The sequence below is a fragment of the Algoriphagus halophilus genome, assembly GCF_041729275.1.
Classification (GTDB): domain Bacteria; phylum Bacteroidota; class Bacteroidia; order Cytophagales; family Cyclobacteriaceae; genus Algoriphagus; species Algoriphagus halophilus_A.
Map to the genome: position 1 here is coordinate 2,743,970 of NZ_CP146486.1, position 22,297 is coordinate 2,766,266.

The window sequence follows — 22,297 nt, forward strand, 5'->3', positions numbered from 1 at the left end:
TACTTTTCATATACTAACCTTTACCTGCAAGCTGAAAAACGATAATGAGACAACTAATCATAGTAATTCTATCAATCTTGACACTCAGCTGTCAAAGCCAAGAACTTGAATACAGAAGTGTTGATTACTATTTTGACCAAGTTGCTGAACTTGAACTCAATGGACTAATTGAACGAAAAATACTAATCGACTCCACAACGATTGCTGACAAGTATCTTGACAAAGAAACTAAAGGCTTAAACGAAGAAGGGTTTATGAAATATTCAGAAATTAAGATGGATGTTTATATGTCATTCTTCAAAGACTATTTGTATCAGCAACACATTGAATATGGCGACAATGTTTATGTTCTGTATTTTACAATCGCAGGATTTGATGACGTTGAATGGGATATAATAAAATGGAACAAAAGCGATTGGAAGAACGATGACAGATTAAGTCGTGACAAGCTGAAATCCGATTCTTCATTGACAAAAATATTTTGGAACTATGACGAAGGACCAAAGAATATGGAGAATATCAAATTGTTCATCGAAAACGACTATTTAGTATTTGAACGTGGAAATTTATACCATTCACTTTATGACTTGAAAACCGATTCACTTTTGTTCAATGAAGAAAGTCCTTGGCACGCTTCGAAAGGAGAAGATAAAGACAAAATGAATGAGTGGATTAAGACAAACCTTCACGACAAGATTGAAGAGAAATTAAATGATAAAAGAAAATAAAGCCAGCAGGTATCGAGTAGACGGCCTCGCCAACCATTAAGCTAGCAAGGTGCGCCTCTCACACCACCGTACGTACGGGTCTCGTATACGGCGGTTCACTGGGTTGTAGGTTGCGTTTTGAGTGTACGAGGGTTACAGATTCGTAGCCTTTTCTTCTTAAGCGTGGCAGAGTGATTATTGTAATCAATATCGGACTCTGGGCTACTGCCCATCCTCCTTTTCTTGGTCCCGGCTCCATGAGTAAGCATGATCTTGATCTACTCCCAATCTGATTAGGTTTTTACGTTTCCGCCTGTGTTTCTTCCAATCAGCGCGAGATGCAATATCGGAGACGGTTTCTTAACCACTCATCAAGTGATTTCAGTTTGGCTGTGATACGCGAGACGATAATTGTTCACCCATCCGCGCCAGACTTCAGCCAGCTTTTTCAACCGTTCCTCCAAGCCGTATGGTTTTGTTTTCTTGGTGAGCTGCTTGAGCTTTCGTTTGAGTGATTCCCAACTATTCTTTTTCGCTACCAACTGGTATTTTCCTTCACCCCTTTCTGGTATGTCGAACAAATGCATGTCCCAACATTTCGAAGTTAGAGGGTCTGCGGATGCCACTTTTCTCTTGTTAATGGGTAGTTTAAGCTTCGTTTTTAGAAAAAGATAAACTCGTTACCCACTTTCTAGCCTCTCTTTGATTTGGTGTAGATGCTGAAGTCATCAGCATATCTGACATACTTAAGGTTTCTTCTTCAGTTCCTTGTCCAATAAATCCAGAAGGATGTTGGACAAAAGCGGGCTGATAGGAGATCCCTGTGGTACACCTTTCCTACGCCTGTGCAGTTTTCCGTTGATCTGGATGGGTGCACGTAGCCACTTTCTGATGAGACGGAGAGTTGTCGGACATTTTACCCGTTGGTAGATCAATTGGAGTAGCGTCGAGTGGTCAACCTCATCAAGAACCCCCTTCAGATCAATATCCACGATGTCCTGATAGCCATCATTGATGTTTATCAGGCTTGTCTACCGCCTTATGGATGTCTTTCAGGGCGGAACCCATAGCTGTGTTCCTCGAACGTGAGTTCGTACTTGGTCATCAGCACTTGGCTTACTGCTTGTTGAAGCCACCTGTCTACTACTGTGGGAACACCTAATAATCTGGTCTTTCCGTTACTCTGGGGATTTCTACCTTTGATAGGTTTCGGTACATACGCATGGTTCAGAATGGATGCGGCAATCCCGCCCCTGTTGCCTTCCAAGTAGGAAAGTAGTTCAGTCACATTCATGCTGTCCACAAATTCGCTGAACCTTTGAATGCACCACCTGTCGGTAGGCTTTATAAAGTTGTCTCTTACGGTTGAGTACTTTTTCTATCATCATTTACTTGATAACCCTGTCCGCTTAAGATAAGGCTATATACCAAAACAGTACTCCCTATCGAATTTGGACGTAATCCAATGTTCAGTCCTTCACTACTTCGTGAGACCTCCATAGTCTTTATGGCTCACCCTCATAGCTACTATGACTTCTGCTGACTTCTCTTAGATGTTCACGACAGCCAGAGATTTCCCCAGGTAAGAGCATATTCCTTCCCTCAATATCCACTTGGATCTACCATCTAAGCACATGTTGGTTAACCAACCTTGACGTTGTGTATGATGTGCTACCTCATCCGACTTAAATAGCCTCCGTATCCAGTTCCTGTTCGTTGAACCCAAGGTTTGCAGTCTCGCTTCCTTCAGTGAATGTCTCACGACAAACCACCTTGCGACTTGCTAATGCTTCGGGCGTTATACCCGCACATAAGGGACTTTCACCCTCTGGAATAATTTGATATCTTCGATATCTGATGCCCATGCTGTAGCAGCCACAAATGTATATAAAAAATAGGCGAGACAGTAATAAAATCAAGGCTTTCAGCTTGTGTCAAACTTTGTGTTTAACCGAAAGATTTGTGCTTCGAAATCGTCTACTTTTCATATACTAACCGTTATCGCTCAGTGTAGAAAACCAACCTCACGGTCAAGCACATTTGATTTTTTTCGACACACAAAGCCAACCCTGAAAAACCAAAAGAGCTTACCCTTTTCCACCGGATCCAAATATAATGATGATTTAAATACTCACCTTGTGAGATATTGAATTTTTATCCATACTTTTGAAGATTAAAAACAAGTTCAAGAATGAACCGAATAAAAGACGTTTTAGAACAGAAAGGAATTAAGCAGAAATGGTTGGCCGAACAATTAGGCAAGAGCTACAATATGATAAACTCTTATGCCCAAAACAGACGACAACCAAGTTTAGAGGACTTATACAAGATTGCAGAAATCCTTGATGTTGAAGTCAAAGAATTATTAATTGAAAGAAAAGCGTAATAATGGAAAACGAAACCAAAAATATTTTTGAAAATGGAGCGACCTGGCTTCGGGGCGATTTCCATTTGCACACTAAAGCAGACAAAGAATTTTCGTACACTGGTACTGAAAATGATTTTTGCCGTCTTTATGTAGAGAAACTTAAAGAGCAGAACATTAATCTTGGAGTTATTACCAATCATAATAAGTTTGACAAATCCGAGTTTGTAGCCCTTAGTAAAAAGGCCTTAAAAGTAGGTATTGGATTATTTGCTGGAGTTGAACTTTCAGTAAATGATGGAGCAAATGGGATTCATTGCTTACTTGTTTTCGATTTTGAAAAATGGTGTGTCAATGGTGAAGATTTCATTAATCAATTTCTTACTGCTGCATTTGAAGGTATAGCAAATAGAGAAAATGAAAATACAAGGTGCAGATATAACTTTGAAACCGTATTACAGAAATTAAGCGACCATGAAAACAATGGTAGAGATTCATTTATCATTCTTGCGCATGTAGAGCAGAACAGTGGTTTTTTAACGAATTAGACGGAGGACGAATTCAACAGCTTATATCAAATGACCTGTTCAGACATTTTGTCTTAGGTTTCCAGAAAGTAAGAACTTATGATAAAGTTGCTACATGGAAAAACTGGTTTAACGATAAATTACCTGCATTTATTGAAGGTTCAGACTGTAAATCATTGGAAGATATAGGAAGGCCACACCAACAAAAAAATGAGGAAAAAAGGACGTTTATCAAAATTGGAGAATTCAATTTCGAAGCATTGAAATATGCCCTTACTGACTTTAATTATAGAATTTCGCTGAATACCAAGCCTGAAATTAAAAACTCCTACATTAAATCAATTTCTTTTGAAGGAGGATTATTGGAAGGAACTAAAATTGATTTTTCTCCTGAACTAAACAACCTTATTGGAATTAGGGGAAGCGGAAAATCATCATTATTAGAAGTTTTACGCTATGTTCTTGGGATTTCTCTACCATTTAACGCTGCTGACCCAGAATATAAGAATTCTTTAGTAACACGCTCAATGGGTAGTGGAGGAAAAGCTATAGTTACCATAGTCAACAAACAAAATGAAGAATACAGAATAGAAAAACTATATGGTCAAAAGGAGGATATTTACAAAAACAACTTGCTACAGCCAGGAATTACTATAGACGCTACAGGATTTCACTCCCCTATTTATTTTGGGCAAAAAGACCTTTCAAACAAAGGAAAGGATTTTGAAGGAGATTTGATTCAACGATTAATTGGAACACGATTGAAAACAGTTCAAGCCAAAATCGAGCAAAAGAAAAGAGAAGTTGAAAATATTATATCGGAATTAAAAAAGCTTCAAAATTTAAAAGAATTAAAAAGAGATACAGAGGCCCAAATAAAAAACTCAAAACATCAGCTTAATTTTTTTAAGGAAAAAGGAGTTGAAGACAAATTAAAACAACAAACACTTTTTGATTCTGATATATCAAAGCTTATACAAATAGAATCAACAGTCAGAAGTTATTTAAGTGAATTAGCATCATTAGTTTCTAATCATGATTATTTCTTTCAACAAGAAATTAGTGGTTCGGAAGTCAATAAAGAACTATTTGAAGAAGCAAAGACAATTATTCAGGAATTAAAAATTGAGTTTGAAAAACTTAAAGCGATTCAAAAGAATTCTGTCCTGAGTCAACAAAAATTGAAAGATGTAATATCAAAAATTAATACTAAGAAAGAAGGCTTAAAAGAAGAGTTTGCCAAGATTAAACGGGAAATAAATACAGAAACCATTAACCCCGATAATTTTCTTAACCTGAACAGGCAAATCGAAACAGCCATATTGAAATTAAAGGAAATCGAAAAATCTGAAAAAGAAGAAGCGATTTGCAGACCAATTTATTGGAACGACTTACTGAATTGGACAATCTTTGGCTAGAAGAATATAATGTTTTAAATAAGGAGGTTAAAAGAATTAATGAAGCTGAAAGTAAAATTTCAATTGAAGTTGATTTCAAAGGCAGGAGAGATAAACTAACTGATAAGATGAAACAGGTTTTCAGAGGGTCAGGTATTCGGGAAACAGCTTATCAGGAGATTGAAGCAGCCTACAAAGACTTCATCCAGATTTACAGGAACAGCAGTAAATTGGATGACATATTGAATGAAAATCATGTTGTTGATTTTAAGAGAAGATTTTTTGAAAATCTGGATGACTTGCTAACATTTAAAATAGAAAATAAAATAGTCATTCAATACAATGGGAAATCATTAGACAAACACTCATTAGGGCAAAGAGCATCGGCATTGATTCTTTTCTTGTTGGCTCAAAAAGAAAATGACGTATTGATAATAGACCAACCCGAAGATGATTTGGATAATCAAACTATCTATGATGAGGTCATAAAGGAACTAAAGAAAATAAAAGGCAATATGCAATTCATCTTTGCTACGCATAATGCCAATATTCCAGTACTTGGTGACAGTGAAAAAGTCATTTCATGCAGCTATGACGAGAAGAAAATTACAGTACATTCAGGCACTATTGATAATCACCAAACACAACGGTTTATTGTAGATATAATGGAAGGTGGAGATGAAGCGTTTAACAGAAGGAAAAATATTTACAGCATTTGGAACATTGAAAAATTGAAATCATAATGAACGCAATAGAACTACTGGATATAATCAGCACAGGAGAAACAAGTAAGGTTCAGTTCAAGGAAGAACTGCCCCATCGTGATAGCGTTTCACAGGAAATTGTTGCAATATCTAATTCTTTAGGCGGTGTAATTCTAATTGGAGTCAAAGATGTAACAGGAGAAATTACTGGCTTAACATCAGAACAAATTGAAGAATACGATAGGGTGGTTTCACAAGTAGCAGACAACCTTAAACCACCTGTTTATTTAGCTACTGAAGTTGTAAAGATTGAACAGGAAGAATCTTCTAAAAATGTGCTTATTGTTCATATACAAGAAGGCATAAATAAACCATATAAAACTGCAAAAGGTGAAATATATGTGAAACAAGGGTCGAACAAACGACTATTAACTGACAATGCTGAAATCATGCGGTTGTTTCAACACAGTGGAAATTTACTTGCAGATGAAATGGAAGTGCACGGAACCTCTATTGAGGATATAGATCAAAAGAGATTTTCTGATTATTTCAAAAAAGAGTTTGAAAAGTCTTATGAAGAGAAAGGTCTTACCTTCGAGCAAGCACTTAGGGCAAAAGAGTTTTACGTAATAATCAGTTGACACTGGCAGGATTATTATTTTTTGGTATAGACCCGCAAGCTGTTAAACCTGCATTTACAATAAAAGCCGTTTCCTATTTCGGGAATGATATAGAAGGAAATCAATACAGAAGTAAGCCTAAAGATTTGACAGGAACAATTCCTGAACTCTTTGAAAAGGGAATTGATTTTCTAAACAACAACTTAGATTTTATTCAGGCAAGTGAAAGTTTCAATGCACAAGGGAAACTTGAAGTTTCGAGTATTGCACTTGAAGAACTTTTGCAGAACGCTTTAGTTCACAGAGATTATTTCAAAAATTCACCTATAAGGCTACTCATTTTTGATAATCGTATTGAGATAATCAGTCCGGGAAAGCTTCCGAACAGTTTAACCGTAGAAGATATTAAATTCGGGAATCCTGTAATAAGAAATAACCAACTGGTTTCCTTTAGTACTCATACATTGCCATTTAGTGGATTAGGTTCGGGAGTTAAAAGGGCTTTAGCCGAACAGCCAAATATTGAATTAATTAATGATATTGAAGGCGAACAATTCAAAGTCATTATTCCAAGACCAGAAAAAAATAGAGAATATCAATATCATCTAAGTTTATGCTCAACAGCCACACACATTGCCAAGCCCCACCAGCCATTGCTCAAATCGAAGCTTGGCAAAGAGTGTGTCTGTCCAACCGCACAACCAAAACGACCGACAAACAAGCGGGTCGATAAAGAACACCGAAGCGATTAATCGAGTAGACGGCCTCGGCCAACCATTAAGTTTAGCAAGGTGCGCCTTCACACCACCGTACGTACGGGTCTCGTATACGGCGGTTCACTGGGTTGTAGGTTGCGTTTTGAGGTAATAGGAAAGCATAGATTCGTAGCCTTTTCTTCTTAAGCGTGGCAGAGTGATTGTTGTAATCAATATCGGACTCCGGGCTACTGCCCATCCTCCTTTTCTGGTCCTGCTCCACGAGTAAGCATGATCTTGATCTACTCCTAATCTGATTAGGTTTTACGTTTCCGCTCAGGCTTCTTCCAATCATGCCAGATGCAATATCGGAGACGGTTTAACCACTCATCAAGTGATTTCAGTTTGGCTGTGATACTGGCGAGACGATAATTGTTCACCCATCCGCGCCAGACTTCAGCCAGCTTTTTCAACCGTTCCTCCAAGCCGTATGGTTTTGTTTTCTTGGTGAGCTGCTTGAGCTTTCGTTTGAGGATACCCCTAACTATTCTTTTCGCTACCAACTGGTATTTTCCTTTCACCCTTTCTGGTATGTCGGAACAAATGCATGTCCCAACATTTCGAAGTTAGGAGTGGTCTGCGGATGCCACTTTTCTCTTTGTTAATGGGTAGTTTAAGCTTGCCTTTTAGAAAGATAAATCTCGTTACCCACTTTTCTAGCCTCTCTTTGATTTGGTGTAGATGCTGAAGTCATCAGTATATCTGACATACTTAAGGTTTCTTCTTTCCCAGTTCCTTGTCCAATAAATCCAGAAGGATGTTGGACAAAAGCGGCTGGATAGGAGATCCTGCGGTACACCTTTCCTACGCCTGTGCAGTTTTCCGTTGATCTGGATGGGTGCACGTAGCCACTTTCTGAGAGACGGAGAGTTGTCGGACATTTTACCCGTTGGTAGATCAATTGAGTGGAAGCGTCGAGTGGTCAACCTCATCAAAGAACCCCTTCAGATCAATATCCACGATGTCCTGATAGCCATCATTGATGTTTATCAGGCTTGTCTTACCGCCTTATGGATGTCTTTTCAGGGCGGAACCCATAGCTGTGTTCCTCGAACGTGAGTTCGTATTTGGTCATCAGCACTTGGCTTACTGCTTGTTGAAGCCACCCGTCTACCACTGTGGGAACACCTAATAATCTGTCTTTCCGTTACTCTTGGGGATTTCTACCCCTTTGATAGCTTCGGTACACATACGCATGGTTCAGAATGGATGTGGCAATCCCGCCCCTGTTGCCTTCCAGAAGTAGGAAAGTAGTTCAGTCACATTCATGCCGTCCACACCTGCCGAACCCTTGTTCTGCACCACCTGTCGGTAGGCTTTATAAAGAACTTACGGTTGAGTACTTTTTCTATCATCATTTACTTGATAACCCTGTCCGCTTAAGATAAGGCTATACCAAAACAGTACTCCCTATCGAATTTGGACAATCCAATGTTCAGTCCTTCACTACTTTTGTGAGACCTCCATAGTTCTTATTATGGCCTTCGTTCTATAGCTACTATGACTTTGCCGACTTCTTAGATGTCTAATGACAGCCAGAGATCTCCCCAGGTAAGAGCATATTCCTTCCCTCAATATCCACTGGATCTACCATCTAAGCACATGTTGGTTAACCAACCTTTTGGACGTCAGTATGATGTGCTACCTCATCCGACTTTAAATAGCCTCCGTATCCAGTTCCTGTTCGTTGGAACCGCTGCTTCAGGTCTCGCTTCCTTCAGTGAATGTCTCACGACAAACCACCTTGCGACTTGCTAATGCTTCGGGGCGTTACCCCCGCACATAAGGGACTTTCACCTCTGGAATAATTTGATATCTTCGATATCTGATGCCCATGCTGGGCACACATGTATATAAAAAATAGGCCAAACCGTGATAAATTCGCAGATTTTGGATTGCATCAAACTTTGTGCTTAACCGAATGATTAGTGCTTAGCAATCGCCTACTTTTCATATACTAACCGTTGTGAGTATTTAAGAATGCAACTTACTATACCTATTAGGTGCATCTACGCCTTTCTTTTAAGAAATTTACAATTCCCTCAGAGCGATCTGGGGGATTTTTTTGCTTTAGGGGAAAAATAAATACGGAACCATCCAAATTACCTAAGGAAGTCATACCCGAAATCCTTATTTTACGTGCTAGACCCCTGTGAACAAGGCGGATAGCTTCGAAATTGAGTAGTCGAGCTTGGGTTTATTAAGGTATTATGGAACATATTAACCAAAAAATTTAACCCATATGAATCAATACAAATCATTGCATAAGTGGATGCTGATCCCCTTTGCAGTTATGCAACTTGGCATATTTAAGGATTATTGGGGCGACTTTTTAGAGAATGCATGGTCTGTGCATATTCATTATTGGACAGGTACTATTTGGTATTTCTATTTGATCATACAGCCATACTATGCTACACACGGGCAATTGGAAAAGCATCGCACCAATGGTATCATTGGAATGTTTCTAGCAGGTGGTGTTTGCTTGACTGCATTGAGCATGATGGGGAGGGATATGGAACGCACTATTATGTCCATGGAGAGGCGTGAAGCATTTGGCCCTTTCGAACCCTGGTTTTTTTATGGTGTCGCAGTTTTAGAAATTGTAAAGATCCTATCATTTGGGTATGCTGTAATCATGAGTATTATTCATCGAAAGAATTTAGAGAATCATGCATGGTGGTTGATTTCAACAGTATTTATCATAATAGAACCAGCTGTAGCTAGGGGACTTCAAAGCATTTATGTGGGGATAAACATAGAGAATTGGCCTAATGTCGATATTCTGATTCCTTTCTATTTTGGACAAGGACTGATTCTTCTAATGATAATTGGCGCTGCTCTTAAGTATGGGAAAATGAGGCATCCAGCCACCTACTTAGCTATTGGCGTGAACTTGTTCAACTGTTTTCTTGAACCTATCGGGCGATCAAAAAGTATCCAAACTTTCTTAGAAGCATTTATTATTGCCTAATGCCGTTACCTCCTTGCTAATGCGGGAAGGAACAAAAAACAAGTCGGACTTGAGTTTTTACTTCAATTGCGCCTCAAAAGGAAATCCAAAAAACAATGATAAAATTCTTTAGAAAGATTCGACAAAAAATGCTGACTGAAAACAAGTTTAGTAAATATTTGATGTATGCAATTGGTGAAATAATACTTGTTGTTATTGGAATTTTGATTGCGCTGCAGGTTAGTAATTGGAATACACAAAGAATTAATGCAAACTCCGAACAAATCATTTTACAAGATTTGAACAGCGAACTTGAACGCAATATCTCATCTTTGGAATACATTATAGAGGAACACCAAAAGTCTCTTGATGCTGCAATAGAAATTAGAAATTTAATACAAGACCCAGTAAAACTTGAAAAAAAATCAGAGGAATATTTGGTTTCTGTCCTAAATACCATGAATTATAATTGGACTTATGACCCCAAATTAGGGATTTTAAATTCATCAATAAATTCGGGGAAAATGGACTTAATTCAAAATAAAGAAATCAGGTACATGTTATCTTCCATACAAGAATCTATCGTCGACGCCAATGAATCAACTGAAGAAATTGGAGATATGAGAAATAATTTTTATTGGCCAGTAATCGCTTCAAAAAGAGAAGTAACTGACTTTGAAAGCCTTAATTTTAAATCGAAAGAAACTTTTCGAAACCCAGAATTTATTTGGTGGAACACATTCATGATAGCCGTTAGAGAAGAAGGTTTGGAAGAAGAGAATGAGTTATTAATGTTCCTCAAAAATCTAAATAAGATGATGATATCTGAATTAGAAAACTAACGAATGCCTGCCCCTACTCTTTTCTATTTATAGAAATTTACAATTCCCTCAGAGCGATCTGGGGGATTTTTTTGCTTTAGGGGAAAAATAAAACCGGAACTCTCCCACTACAACCAAAATGACTATTGACAAAACTTAATTATTGTTAGTTATTTTGGTGGTATTTACTGGATTAGTGAAATTTCAAATAAATGGAATCTAAAACCACCTGAAAATTCTTGCCTCCTGGGCTTTTTTCAATGAATTTGTCCCGATTTTTAATTAGATTTTTTTAAGTTCAATTTATTATTTCAGCTTTTTTGCTAAGTTTTTATGAAAGATAAATGGATTGAAACAGGTTATAAACAATTTGCACTTTTTGGGCCTAAGCTTTTAAATGTCAATAAATTAAGCAATGAAGTGGGTGTTTCCCGAGCATCTTTTTATCACCACTTTGGAGATATGGATGTATTTATTCAAGAGCTATTGATAGTTCATTGGAAGATAGTTACCGAGTTTAATGAAAGGGGAAATCCTGTAAATGTCTTTTTCCTGATTTTTATCAATTTTTGGCTGACTATCCTATCCCTCTTCAATTCAATATGCAACTCTTTCATAACCGGAACATACCAGAATACAATTTGCTGTTTATCAAAACCTATGAAGGGTCGGCAAAATCCTTCTTATTAGATCTTTTTGCCAAGCAATTCGCTCTTTCAATGGATAGAAAAGATCTCTATGACCTCTGGTTAACAGTGGGAGAAGCTTGGTATTCAAGAATTACGAAAGATGACCTATCAGCCCCCACATTACAATTACATGGAGAAGAAATCATGAAATCTGTATTGAGGTTTGCAAAAAGCCAATTGTATTCTACTTTTAATATCACTTAAATCCTTCATTCTGTACAGAATTGTCTAGAATCTGGGATATGCTTTTTTAATTTTTAGCAATCTGCTATTCGGTAATTAAAGTTGGCATAGTAGTCCTCAGATTTGGATTATAACCAATCCAAAAGGTATAGTACCTCAAAAAAGCGGAATGCGATGATGTATTTATAATGTTTTTAACCCAGTGAAGTAAAGCAGAATGAAAAAGTTACTAGCCGTCATTTTTATTTCTTCAGTCATTTTAGTTTCAACACATTGTACTGAAAAAGAGCAAAATATCCCCCCTTCAGAGGCTCAACAAATTGCAGAAGAGGCCTATATCTATGCCTATCCTATGTTGGAGCATTATAAAATGATGTTTGCAATGGCTATGTATCCACAGTCAGGAGCATATACAGCTCCTTTCAATGTCATGTACCATAATCCAGAATTAAGTACACCAAAGGATACCATTATTGTAAGACCCAACAACGACACTTTCTATTCAGGTGTTTGGTTTGATTTAAGTGAGCAGCCCCAAGTTTTAAAAGTCCCCAAGATTGAAGACAATCGCTATTATTCATTCCAGATTATTGATTTATACACTCACAACATCGGTTACGTGGGAACACGTGCCACAGGTTTTGAGGGGGCAGCTACTTGTTTGCAGGCCCTAATTGGGACGGAGAGGTTCCTGATGGCATTAATAAGGTATTTCGATCTGAAGGCAATTACCTCCTAGCCCTTGGCAGAACGCAGGTCTTTGGGCCAGATGATTTGGAAACTACCAAAAAGGTTCTCGAAGGGTTTTCAGTAGAATCACTCAATGTTTTCAACGGCTTGAGTGAAGTAGCAAAGATTCCTGAAAACCCGAATATCCCCCTTTCGATCCGAATCAGATAAAGAATGTAAATTTCATCTCCTATCTAAATGCATTGATGGCGACAGCCTCCATTCATCCTTCTGAAAAAGAGTTGTTCGACATATTTTCTAAAATTGGTATCGAACCCGGGAGAATAGTTAATGAAGCTGACCTTGATCCAGAGCTAAAAGAGGCGATTGAAAGGGGAATAGCCAATGCGATGAAAAAATTGAAGCAGAAGTTTCCAACCTAGGAGAGCGGCAAAATGGATGGATGTTGATTTCGGGAGCATTTGGAAACCGGGAAGCCATGCAGGGTAAATATTTGAGAAGAGCAGCGGCAGCATATTTTGGACTTTGGGGAAATAACTTGGAAGAAGCTTACTATCCTGAAGCAAACGTGGATGAAGACGGTGAAGAATTAGACGGGTCTAAGCACAATTACACAATTCATTTTGAAGCAGATCGGCTTCCACCTGTAAAAGCTTTTTGGTCCTTTACTATGTACAAATTACCGGAGCAATTGCTTGTGGCAAATGAGATTAATCGCTACATCATAGCGAGTAATACAAAAGGCCTAAAGTATAATGCCGACGGCTCTCTGGATATCTATATTCAAAAGGAGAATCCAGGACCCGAATTAGAGTCGAATTGGCTTCCAGCACATGACGGCCCCTTTTCTCTTCAGGCCCGCTTTTACTGGCCGGAGCCTGAATCCCTTGATCCACTTTATGTACCACCAGTAGTACAAAAAATTAGAGAGTGATGAAAAAGCAAACTATTTATCCCCTTATCAAATCAGGCCTTTTTTTAGCTGCCTTATTCTTCTTGAATTCTTGCAACACCCAAGAGGAACTTAGCCCCGAGGAGGCGCGCGCCATCGCCAAAGAAGCTTACACTTATGCGAATCCCTTGGTGGATCACTATCGAGGACTTTATAATTATTTCATAGACAAAAACAGTCCGGACTACAAGGGGCCCTGGAATAAAGTGATCAATCTGGCCAGGGTTTATACTCCTGAAGACCGTACAATACAGACTCCAAATTCGGATACTCCCTATAGCTTTGCTGCATTGGATTTGCGTTCAGAACCTATGGTACTTACCCTTCCGGAAATTGAAGAAGGACGTTATTTCAGCGTGCAATTAATTGATATGTACACCCATAACTTTGCCTTTATCGGAACCCGAACCACAGGCAATGGTGGTGGTAACTTTCTTATTGCCGGACCTGGATGGGATGGTGAAACTCCTGATGGTGTAAAAAATTAATCCGTTCCGAAACGGACTGGGTTTATGCTGTATTTCGAACTCAACTTTTCAATTCCAATGATCTTGAAAATGTGAACCATATCCAGGCTGGATATCATATTGAACCACTATCCTCGTTTTTAGGCATTCCTGCACCAGAAACAGCACCTGAGGTGCAATTTATTGAACCATTGACTCAAGAGGAAATTAGGACATCTCCAAGGGTATTTGAACAACTAAATTACCTTCTGCAATTCTGTCCTGTTCATCCGTCAGAAGTGGATTTAATGAATCGCTTTGCAAAGCTGAAAATCGGAGCGGGTCTAGAATTTAATTGGGGAGATTTTTCACCTGAAATTCAAGAAGCAATTAAACTCGGAATAGCAGATGCTTGGGAAGACTTCGCAGCAATCAAGGCAAAAGCAGAAGCCGGTGAATTAGGTTCCGGAGATGTATTTGGTACTCGCGATCATTTAGACAATAATTACAGCCTTAGAATGGCTGGAGCGGTATTGGGAATATGGGGAGTGAGTGCTGAAGAAGCTGTTTATCCTTCTTATTATGTTGACTCGGAAAATGAACCTCTCAATGGTGCAAACAGGTACAAACTGCGATTTGAGCCAGGAAATTTACCTCCAGTGGATGCCTTTTGGTCCTTGACCATGTATGAGCTTCCTACAAGCCTTCTGGTAGAGAACCCGCTTAATCGGTATCTTCTCAATTCACCAATGATGGATGATTTCGTTTTTGACGAAGATGGAGGGCTAACCCTTTATTTTCAAAATGAATCACCGGGAAAAGAAAAAGAAACCAATTGGCTGCCTGCACCAAAGGGACCATTTTCAATAGTTATGAGATTATACTTACCTAGAAAAGAAGTGCTAGATGGAAGCTGGAAAAAACCTAAAATATACAAGGTGAATTAAATTATAGATCAGCAGGAAGTAGTTGAGCTCTAATCCCGCTTTCATCTACTCTCATTGGTTTTACTTACACTAAATTCCATATAAAGAAAAACAAGAACTAGTGATTCCTCCTATTTCGAAAAATCAGCCCCCAATATTTCACCAATTCTTGGTGATAAGGCTCCCCTAAGCGTATGCACCGATATCAGATACATCTACTCTTTTCTATTTCTGAAAATTTACAATTCCCTCAGAGCGATCTGGGGGATTTTTTTGCTTTAGGGGAAAAATAAAACCGGAACTCTCCACTATCCCCAAGGAAGTCATACCCGAAATCCTTATATTAAATGCTTTATCCCCTGAAAATAAACGTAGTAGGCTATCTGGACTGGAATTTAACCAAGCGTTATCAATCATAAAACCATGGATCTTAAGAATGTAATTATTACCAGTATCCTTCTATGCTTTCTATTATCATGTGATAATCAAAATACAGAAAATCAGTTTCCCAAAGAGTCATGGGAAAAGTCAACTTTTGAGGCTGAAGGCTTGAATAAAGCTCCTTTTGATGATATACTAAGTGGGATAGAAAATGGAGTTTACGGGAATGTTGATCAACTGCTCTTAATTAAAAACGGGAAATTGGTTTTTGACCAATCCTTTTCGAATGACTATGAAAAAATAAGTAAAGGAAAGTCAGGTGTTCTTGGATGCGGATTTGCAACCTGTGAAGATTCGACGATTTTTGGAGACTATAATTACTATCATCCCACTTGGCATCCATATTATCAAAATCAACGGATTCATACCCTACAATCTGTTACCAAATCAATTGCTTCTATCATGATTGGCGTTGCAATTAAAGAAGGGAAAATTAGCAGTACAGACGTCAGAGTAGTTGATTTTTTTGAAGATTATGACTTATCTATGGCCGACGAATCCCTCAAATCAGCAACCTTAGAAAATTTGCTGACTATGCAACTGGGGATGGAATGGCATGAAATAGACAGGCCAATAGATTCAACAAATACTACAGGACAGCTTGAAGCAAGTCAAGATTGGATTCAGTTTACCTTGAATCAACCTATGGACACGATTCCAGGAACTAAATGGGTTTATAATAGTGGGGCAAGTCACCTAATGTCAGGGATCATCAAAAAAGCAACAGGATTATACATGGATGAATATGCAGAGAAACATCTATTTACACCTCTGGGGATAGAAAACTATCATTGGAAAAAAACACCTTCTGGATATACCGATACTGAGGGTGGATTGTATTTAGAAGCCCAAGATTTGGCGAAAATTGGTTTTTTAATGCTTAGAGATGGTAAATGGGAAGGACAGCAGATAATTTCTTCTGAGTGGGTAAAAAAGAGTGTCACAAAACAGGTCTATTTCGACAAAGAAAAAGGATATGGGTATCAATGGTGGAGAGACGATCAAGATGGTATAGAAATTTGGGCTTGTCATGGTTTTGGCAATCAATACCTTCTGGTTTTTCCGGAATATAAAACCATAGCAGTAGTCAATGCTTGGAATATTTTTGATGAAGAGACAGAGAATATTTTGAAAGCGACCAAAACTGCTGTGATTCAGTCCAACACTCAATAAGGATCCTATGAACTCAAGCCAATGGGTAATTCTTATTTTCGGAATATTGTATTCTAGCTTCATCCTTTTTACCCGAAAAAAAGGAAATTTTGAAGAGTATTCAGTAGCTGGAAGAGGCCTTGGCTTTTTTCTTATTTTTCTTCGCTTTGTGCTTCTTTTATAGGGCCAGGTTGGTCTATGGGGTTGGTAAGGGAAGGTTTCTCCTCAGGAATGTTTATGGCTTATCTACTTCCGTTTTGCGGGTTGGGTTTGGCATTTGTCGGTGTCTTTTTGGTTCCCAGAATTAGAAATAAATTCACTGATATATATTCTATTGGAGATTTAGTGGGAGGTATCAAAAGTCACAATCATAAGTTAGTTCGGATCGTTACTGGAGTTTTCTCTCTTCTTTTTTTGGATCTATCACAGTGGCCATGAGTTATGCAGGTGGTGAATTAGTGAATAACGTTTTTGGCTTTTCTAAGATATGGTCTATAGTTATAGTAACTACAATTGTAATAGGCTATTCTTATTTTGGTGGTATTAGGGCAACCATTCAAACTGATTCAATTCAATTTGTTCATTTTATAATTCTGATACCCATATTGGCTATTTTGATATTATCGGAGGACCGGTTTATTTGGAAAGATTACTTAGAGACAACTTCTTCCAAGACATCAAGCACATTCGATTCGCATCCAATTATTGGAATCTTCAGTTTCGGATTGTTATGGCTTCTTAGTTCAACAGGCCTTGATTCAGGTGGATTGGGGAGGTTTCTTGCTTCAAAAAGCAATAAAGTTGGTCGAAATTCGACTGTTGCCGCAGGTGTATTTTTGGCCATTTGGCTAGTCTTAATGGTTTTTATTGGAAGTACAGGGTATTACTTGTATCCTGAACTTGACAATAATGATCAAGTATTACTTCATATTGCTTCAGAACACTTTCCTGGCATCCTTTATGGCATTTTCATCATTGCTATGTTAGGTGTAGTCATGTCGTCTCAAGACACCGTACTAAATGCAGGTAGCATTCTATTTAGCGAAGATATTATAGGCGTATTGAAGCCGATGACAGAAAAGCAAAAACTTAAGATTGCAAAACTTTTTACCCTTTTGATGGGAGTGATTTGTATAATATTGGCTAGTTATTTGTCTTCAATTCTTGAAGTAATTATGATCATAACCGAATATTACATTCCAGTTATGATTCCCGTAATTGTTTTCTCAATCCTCAAGAAAAAGTTGCATTGGCAATCGGCACTTATTTCTATGTTGGTAGGACTTATTTCCTACATTATTTGGAAACAGTTTTTCAGTTCCATCATGCCAGAGTTGTTAATGGCTTTTTCACTTAGTATTCTATCTTATTTAATAAGTGATTTTTCCTGACCAAGAAAGCGATGAATTTAGCACGATAGGCTTTAAGAAAATTGACTAACAAGGAGTAGGTAAAAGCACTACGATCCAAAGGAATTCGAAATACCTTTTCTCCTATCATAATTTCCTTTAATCCTTTAACTCCTAGATTGATTCATTAATCATTCCCAACAAAATTGGCTCTCCCAAAAAATCTTCGATTTACGAAGTTATTGAGATTAGAACCAAAACGGTAATTAAATCCAAATCTGGAATCGATGTTATATGCGGAAGGTAGGGTTACCCTCCCACTCAAAATATCCTGTTCGGTGTAATCTCCCGATGCCAGGTAAATCTGGTCCTTTACGTAGTTGCCTTCTACTCTCATAAAGAAGGAAAAATTCCCAGTGACACGGACTTCAGCACTAATATTTAATCCTGTTGACCAAGAGCTAAAATCATCAAGGTAATTTCTAATACGATACCCTACTTCCAGATTACCCCAACGCTGGTTGAGTCCCAAACTGGCTCTCAAGCTATGGAGAACCCTGGTTTCTTTAACGACTCCGGAAATGGTTTCTTCTACATATTTATTATTCCTGACTTCCACCCCGTAGTTCACCCGGAGAAATCTGGAATTCTGCACGGATTCTGGAAAGAAATTATACTCTACAGCTGGTCTAAAACTGGTCTGAAACTTATAATTAAAACGAGTATTCTGACGACCTGCAATATCATAGCCATAAGACCATTGGGGGAAAATAGACTTCACCAGTTGGTGACTAAATCCAAATTCTGATACATCAAAACTATTCTCCACTTCATCGATGATCTGATTACCGTCTTCTCCAAGAACCGGATTGCCATTTTCATCTACCCTTGGCACTTTTTGAATCGTTCTTCTCAGTCGTTCGTCGATTCTGCCATTTACAGTTATTTTCCATTCATCCGTAATACGGTTAACCTCGATTTCTCCACCAAAATTGATTTGCTTGCTCAATTCCTCTATTTCAATATTAGAATCACCACCCACATTAAAAACCCAATAATTCCAGGGGTCAATGGTTTCCTGAATGGTATCTTCTTGAATGCCACCCCTGTCTTCATATTTATTTCGATGTTCTCTCCAGCTGTGGTTTTTGCAACATAGGGAGCTAAACCCAATTTGATGTACCTGGTAAGTTTTTCTCGCACCTCAAAGTCGGTATCTGTCTGTTTATTATTTACATAGAGCGTGTCGGTTCTTCCCGCATGGATGTTTTGTTGGCCTATGAATAGAAGTTGATATTGTCTTCCTCCCCCACCTGATCTATTATCGTTTATCAGTACAAAAACATCAGCCGATTGATTATCCAGGTAGAAGTCAACCGCTGTAATTTCCGTTCTGATAAAATCCATATCGCAGCCTCCATCCCTTCGATCACAGCCATCGATAAACACTCTGAGTTTATTGGGCTGGCTGTTATTCCCAATTAATGTTTGACTAATTGCATAAGGATTCAAGGAAAAAAATATCAGAATCAATAACAGTAATAATTTTCTCATTTTTTTAGGGGTATCTCGGGGTGATCGTTTCATTTCAATCGAAGTCGAGGGGAAGATATCAACCTAGATACTGTATTAACCCTACATTGTTTGAAATGAATATACTTTTTACACGAAAGAGCAAAGAAAACAGCACCCGATCCTTTGATATCCCATAATTTGAATCAGGCAAGAAGCCTTCCTTTTTTATGAATGAAATTAATCACAGGATTTGAAATAGATACAAGCTTTGGGTTCGAGTAGGTATTTGGAATTATATGAAGTTATAAACAAACTAATTAGCTAACAATGTATATCAGCATTAGCGGTTTCTTAGGGTATTCGAGCGGTAGTGTTTCTAAGCAATTCCACCAAATTTTCCCGCTAAAAAAAACAAAGCTAGGCAATACTGTTTCAAATAGATTGCGCTTATAAAAACCTTGATTTTTTCAATGCACCCTCCAAACCATCTGGATTTATCTTAAAGTGGAAAAAATAATTTCCTACCTATGTAATATCCCCAAGGAAGTCTACGCAAATTTCGAAATTGGCTTCCACAATACCTTTTTATACAAAGGATATATGCTATTGACGACTAGAACTAAAAGTAATTGATACCTCTATCCTATTTAGAAAACCAGGAGGATTTTCTTTGCTCTTCCATTTTTGTTATCTTAAAAAGAATCATACAATTTTTTTACTCTAATCATTGGCACTTACACTGTTTACAATGAAACTATTCAAGACTTTCCCAATCATTGGAACAAAGAACTTTTCAAAATTTCTAACTATTTTTCTATTTAGCTTCTCAGTTCATGCACAAGAAGACCCATACTTGTGGTTGGAAGAAATAGACAGTAAAAAGTCAATTGACTTTGTCAATAAACAAAGCAAAATAACTGAAGCCAAATTGACTGGTGTTGATGGGTACCAGGATATATATAATAACTGTTTAGAAATACTAAATTCCACTGATAGAATAGTTTACCCATCGATTTATGGTGAATTTGTCTATAACTTTTGGCAAGACAAAGATCATGCAAGAGGTATTTGGAGACGAAGTCCAAAAAAGAATACATTAATGATAATCCAGCCTGGGAGATACTTTTAGATTTAGATGAAATGTCTAAGTCGGATAGTATACCATGGGTTTTTAAAGGTGCAACTGGTTTATATCCAGATTATAGTCGATTCATTGTTAACCTTTCTAAAGGTGGTGGTGATGCCACGGTTAAAAGAGAATTCGATGTGAATTCAAAGAATTTTTTAGACAATGGTTTTTATGTTCCAGAATCTAAAGGCAGTGTAAGTTACCTAGACAAGAACACTTTGATTATATCCTCTGATTTTGGCGAAAACTCCATGACCACTGCCGGATATCCAAGACAAGTTAAACAATGGAAAAGAGGGACATCCTTAAAAGACGCTACACTATTATTTGAAGGAAATAAAGAAGATATACTTGCATCTGGATTTGTATTTCGAAATGATGAAACAAAGTATAAAGCAGTTGTAAGGGTTGCTTCGGCATCTGATATTTCTTATTTAATATCGGTTGACGACAAACAAATAAAACTGGATATACCAAGTGATGCATCTCCCCAAAACCTTCTAAACAATCAGTTAATTGTCCTGTTGAAGTCAGACTGGAGTGTAGGAGATAAAACCTATAAACATGGCTCATTACTGAGTTTAAACTTCACTAAACTCCTAGAAGGGGAAAAAGAGATTCAACTAATTCTTGAACCTACTGAATCATCAAGTATTTCTGGAGTTTCAACCACTAAAAATAAGCTCCTAATAACCTTACTTCACAACGTGAGTAGTGAATTGTTTATCTATACTTTTGAGAATAATAAATGGATAAGTGAAAAAGTAAATGCACCCGATTTCGGAACAATTTCTGTTCAAGGGGTGAGTGACTTATCAGATGAATATTTTTTTCATTTAGAAACTTTCTGACACCAACCACCTTGTACATTGCCAATGCAGAGTCTAACACTATAAAACCATTTAAATCGCTTACATCATATTTCGATGGCACCAAATATAAAGTCGATCAGTTCATGTCAACATCAAAAGACGGAACACTCATACCCTATTTTATGGTGTCATCAAAAACAATGGAAAAAGACGGAAATAACCCAACCTTACTTTTAGCTTATGGTGGGTTTGGAGAGTCTAGAGAACCATTTTATGATGCAACTATTGGAACATTATGGTTAGATAACAGAGGTGTTTTTGTCCTTGCTAATATTAGAGGTGGTGGAGAATTTGGTCCAAAATGGCATCAGGCTGGAATAAAGGAAAAGCGACAAAATGTATTTGATGACTTTCATTCGGTAGCCGAGGATTTAATTAAGAAGAAGATAACATCCCCAACACATTTAGGTATCATGGGAAGCAGTAATGGCGGGTTATTAGTGGGTGTTGCTTTCACACAAAGACCTGATTTATACAATGCGGTAGTTTGCCAAAGTCCGATATTAGATATGCAACGTTTTAATAAATTACTTGCAGGAGCCAGTTGGATTGGTGAATATGGAAATCCTGATATTCCAGAAGAATGGAATTATATAAAAAAATACTCTCCTTATCATAATTTGAAGAGCGACATGGATTATCCTGAGGTCTATTTTTATGCTTCAACCCGTGATGATCGTGTGCACCCAGGACATGCGAGAAAAATGGCAGCCAAAATGATTGATATGGATTATCCTGTTTATTACTATGAAAACTTTGAAGGAGGACATAGAGGCTCCTCTACAAATGAACAATTAGCAAAATCTCGCGCGATGATATTTTCATACTTATTGATGAAATTAAAGTAACTAAATTTTTTGTCTAATTGTATCAGGCTTAAGGTTGAAAAATTATACTGAAGATAAAATCAATAATCGCTATGTCTTTAAAAAATTCTAATATTCCACCATACTTGAGTATCTATGGCATAGTATTTTTCTATATGATGTTGACCGGTTTTGCTATGTTCATATTGCTCAAGCTGGAAGAGTATGAATATAAACATATCATCGGATTTTTGAAATAGTAGCCTTTGCATTTATTTCTTATTCTATTAACAAATAT

The 22,297-nt window shown here is 37.6% G+C and carries 24 protein-coding genes and 4 pseudogenes; 20 read left to right on the forward strand and 8 right to left on the reverse strand.

The features are described 5' to 3' along the window. The first annotated feature begins 44 nt into the window (after positions 1–44). Entirely contained in the window at positions 45–728 is a 684-nt protein-coding gene (locus V8V91_RS14645) for a hypothetical protein (protein WP_373395817.1), read from the forward strand. Positions 729–1,078: 350 nt separating this feature from the next. Here V8V91_RS14645 and V8V91_RS14650 read toward each other — a convergent pair whose 3' ends face one another. The 4 genes from V8V91_RS14650 to V8V91_RS14665 form a co-directional block, all read right to left on the reverse strand. Then, positions 1,079–1,294 carry a group II intron maturase-specific domain-containing protein gene (locus V8V91_RS14650; protein ID WP_373395818.1) on the reverse strand — a complete coding sequence of 72 codons (216 nt, stop codon included), beginning with the start codon at positions 1,292–1,294 and terminating at the stop codon, positions 1,079–1,081. 159 nt (positions 1,295–1,453) lie between these two features. Further along, a complete protein-coding gene (locus V8V91_RS14655; RefSeq protein WP_373395819.1) occupies positions 1,454–1,699 on the reverse strand; it encodes a reverse transcriptase domain-containing protein in 246 nt (81 codons plus the stop codon). Between the two features lie 47 nt (positions 1,700–1,746). Then, entirely contained in the window at positions 1,747–2,001 is a 255-nt protein-coding gene (locus V8V91_RS14660; protein WP_373395820.1) for a hypothetical protein, read from the reverse strand. Between the two features lie 391 nt (positions 2,002–2,392). Further along, the gene (locus V8V91_RS14665) at positions 2,393–2,572 is read right to left on the reverse strand and encodes a hypothetical protein (protein WP_373395822.1); all 180 of its coding nucleotides are present in this window, start codon (positions 2,570–2,572) and stop codon (positions 2,393–2,395) included. Positions 2,573–2,898: 326 nt separating this feature from the next. Between V8V91_RS14665 and V8V91_RS14670 the strand changes: the two genes are divergently transcribed. From V8V91_RS14670 to V8V91_RS14685, 4 genes and pseudogenes are all read left to right on the forward strand, one after another. Next, positions 2,899–3,093, forward strand: coding sequence for a helix-turn-helix domain-containing protein (locus V8V91_RS14670; protein ID WP_373395823.1), 195 nt, complete (start codon positions 2,899–2,901; stop codon positions 3,091–3,093). 2 nt (positions 3,094–3,095) lie between these two features. Beyond that, a pseudogene (locus V8V91_RS14675) lies at positions 3,096–5,739 on the forward strand (TrlF family AAA-like ATPase). Continuing rightward, a complete protein-coding gene (locus V8V91_RS14680; protein ID WP_373395825.1) occupies positions 5,739–6,341 on the forward strand; it encodes a helix-turn-helix domain-containing protein in 603 nt (200 codons plus the stop codon). The pseudogene V8V91_RS14675 and the gene V8V91_RS14680 overlap by 1 nt, the downstream one beginning before the upstream one ends. Then, positions 6,338–7,072, forward strand: a complete 735-nt coding sequence (locus V8V91_RS14685; RefSeq protein WP_373395827.1) for an ATP-binding protein — start codon at positions 6,338–6,340, stop codon at positions 7,070–7,072. The genes V8V91_RS14680 and V8V91_RS14685 overlap by 4 nt, the downstream gene beginning before the upstream one ends. A 260-nt stretch (positions 7,073–7,332) precedes the next feature. Here the strand turns inward: V8V91_RS14685 and V8V91_RS14690 are convergent, their stop codons facing one another. Then, entirely contained in the window at positions 7,333–7,596 is a 264-nt protein-coding gene (locus V8V91_RS14690) for a group II intron maturase-specific domain-containing protein (protein WP_373395830.1), read from the reverse strand. Positions 7,597–7,688: 92 nt separating this feature from the next. Continuing rightward, complete coding sequence (locus tag V8V91_RS14695) at positions 7,689–7,919, reverse strand: hypothetical protein (protein ID WP_373395832.1); 231 nt, start codon at positions 7,917–7,919, stop codon at positions 7,689–7,691. Between V8V91_RS14695 and V8V91_RS14700 the strand changes: the two genes are divergently transcribed. From V8V91_RS14700 to V8V91_RS14755, 12 genes and pseudogenes are all read left to right on the forward strand, one after another. Then, positions 7,910–8,134 (forward strand): hypothetical protein, encoded by a 225-nt coding sequence (locus tag V8V91_RS14700; protein WP_373395833.1) that lies wholly within the window; start codon positions 7,910–7,912, stop codon positions 8,132–8,134. The genes V8V91_RS14695 and V8V91_RS14700 overlap by 10 nt on opposite strands. A 1,183-nt stretch (positions 8,135–9,317) precedes the next feature. Continuing rightward, positions 9,318–10,049, forward strand: coding sequence for a hypothetical protein (locus V8V91_RS14705; protein ID WP_373395834.1), 732 nt, complete (start codon positions 9,318–9,320; stop codon positions 10,047–10,049). Positions 10,050–10,177: 128 nt separating this feature from the next. Then, the gene (locus V8V91_RS14710) at positions 10,178–10,870 is read left to right on the forward strand and encodes a DUF6090 family protein (RefSeq protein ID WP_373395835.1); all 693 of its coding nucleotides are present in this window, start codon (positions 10,178–10,180) and stop codon (positions 10,868–10,870) included. Between the two features lie 312 nt (positions 10,871–11,182). Next, positions 11,183–11,320 (forward strand): annotated as a pseudogene (locus tag V8V91_RS14715) (TetR/AcrR family transcriptional regulator); the annotation flags it as partial. Between the two features lie 98 nt (positions 11,321–11,418). Continuing rightward, complete coding sequence (locus tag V8V91_RS14720) at positions 11,419–11,742, forward strand: hypothetical protein (RefSeq protein WP_373400851.1); 324 nt, start codon at positions 11,419–11,421, stop codon at positions 11,740–11,742. 409 nt (positions 11,743–12,151) lie between these two features. Next, a pseudogene (locus V8V91_RS14725) lies at positions 12,152–12,621 on the forward strand (DUF1254 domain-containing protein). Between the two features lie 32 nt (positions 12,622–12,653). Further along, on the forward strand, positions 12,654–12,833 hold the full coding sequence (locus tag V8V91_RS14730; RefSeq protein WP_373395836.1) for a hypothetical protein: 180 nt from the start codon (positions 12,654–12,656) through the stop codon (positions 12,831–12,833). A gap of 20 nt (positions 12,834–12,853) precedes the next feature. Further along, positions 12,854–13,345, forward strand: a complete 492-nt coding sequence (locus V8V91_RS14735) for a DUF1214 domain-containing protein (RefSeq protein WP_373395838.1) — start codon at positions 12,854–12,856, stop codon at positions 13,343–13,345. Next, positions 13,345–13,851 carry a DUF1254 domain-containing protein gene (locus V8V91_RS14740; protein ID WP_373395839.1) on the forward strand — a complete coding sequence of 169 codons (507 nt, stop codon included), beginning with the start codon at positions 13,345–13,347 and terminating at the stop codon, positions 13,849–13,851. Before V8V91_RS14735 ends, V8V91_RS14740 begins: the two co-directional genes overlap by 1 nt. Before the next feature lie 71 nt (positions 13,852–13,922). Continuing rightward, positions 13,923–14,756 (forward strand): DUF1254 domain-containing protein, encoded by an 834-nt coding sequence (locus tag V8V91_RS14745; RefSeq protein ID WP_373395840.1) that lies wholly within the window; start codon positions 13,923–13,925, stop codon positions 14,754–14,756. 402 nt (positions 14,757–15,158) lie between these two features. Beyond that, positions 15,159–16,349 (forward strand): serine hydrolase domain-containing protein, encoded by a 1,191-nt coding sequence (locus V8V91_RS14750; RefSeq protein ID WP_373395843.1) that lies wholly within the window; start codon positions 15,159–15,161, stop codon positions 16,347–16,349. Positions 16,350–16,741: 392 nt separating this feature from the next. Further along, positions 16,742–17,719: pseudogene (locus V8V91_RS14755) on the forward strand (sodium:solute symporter); the annotation flags it as partial. A 145-nt stretch (positions 17,720–17,864) separates the two neighbouring features. Here the strand turns inward: V8V91_RS14755 and V8V91_RS14760 are convergent. Beyond that, complete coding sequence (locus tag V8V91_RS14760; RefSeq protein ID WP_373395845.1) at positions 17,865–18,719, reverse strand: hypothetical protein; 855 nt, start codon at positions 18,717–18,719, stop codon at positions 17,865–17,867. After that, positions 18,692–19,231 (reverse strand): hypothetical protein, encoded by a 540-nt coding sequence (locus V8V91_RS14765; protein ID WP_373395846.1) that lies wholly within the window; start codon positions 19,229–19,231, stop codon positions 18,692–18,694. Before V8V91_RS14765 ends, V8V91_RS14760 begins: the two co-directional genes overlap by 28 nt. Positions 19,232–19,940: 709 nt before the next feature. Between V8V91_RS14765 and V8V91_RS14770 the strand changes: the two genes are divergently transcribed. From V8V91_RS14770 to V8V91_RS14780, 3 genes are read left to right on the forward strand one after another with little or no spacing between them, the layout of a single operon-like run. Continuing rightward, entirely contained in the window at positions 19,941–20,321 is a 381-nt protein-coding gene (locus V8V91_RS14770) for a hypothetical protein (RefSeq protein WP_373395847.1), read from the forward strand. Continuing rightward, positions 20,261–21,172: a hypothetical protein gene (locus V8V91_RS14775; RefSeq protein ID WP_373395848.1), complete on the forward strand. Its 912-nt coding sequence runs from the start codon at positions 20,261–20,263 to the stop codon at positions 21,170–21,172. Before V8V91_RS14770 ends, V8V91_RS14775 begins: the two co-directional genes overlap by 61 nt. 11 nt (positions 21,173–21,183) lie before the next feature. Next, positions 21,184–22,041 (forward strand): prolyl oligopeptidase family serine peptidase, encoded by an 858-nt coding sequence (locus V8V91_RS14780; RefSeq protein ID WP_373395849.1) that lies wholly within the window; start codon positions 21,184–21,186, stop codon positions 22,039–22,041. The last annotated feature ends 256 nt before the right edge of the window (positions 22,042–22,297 follow it).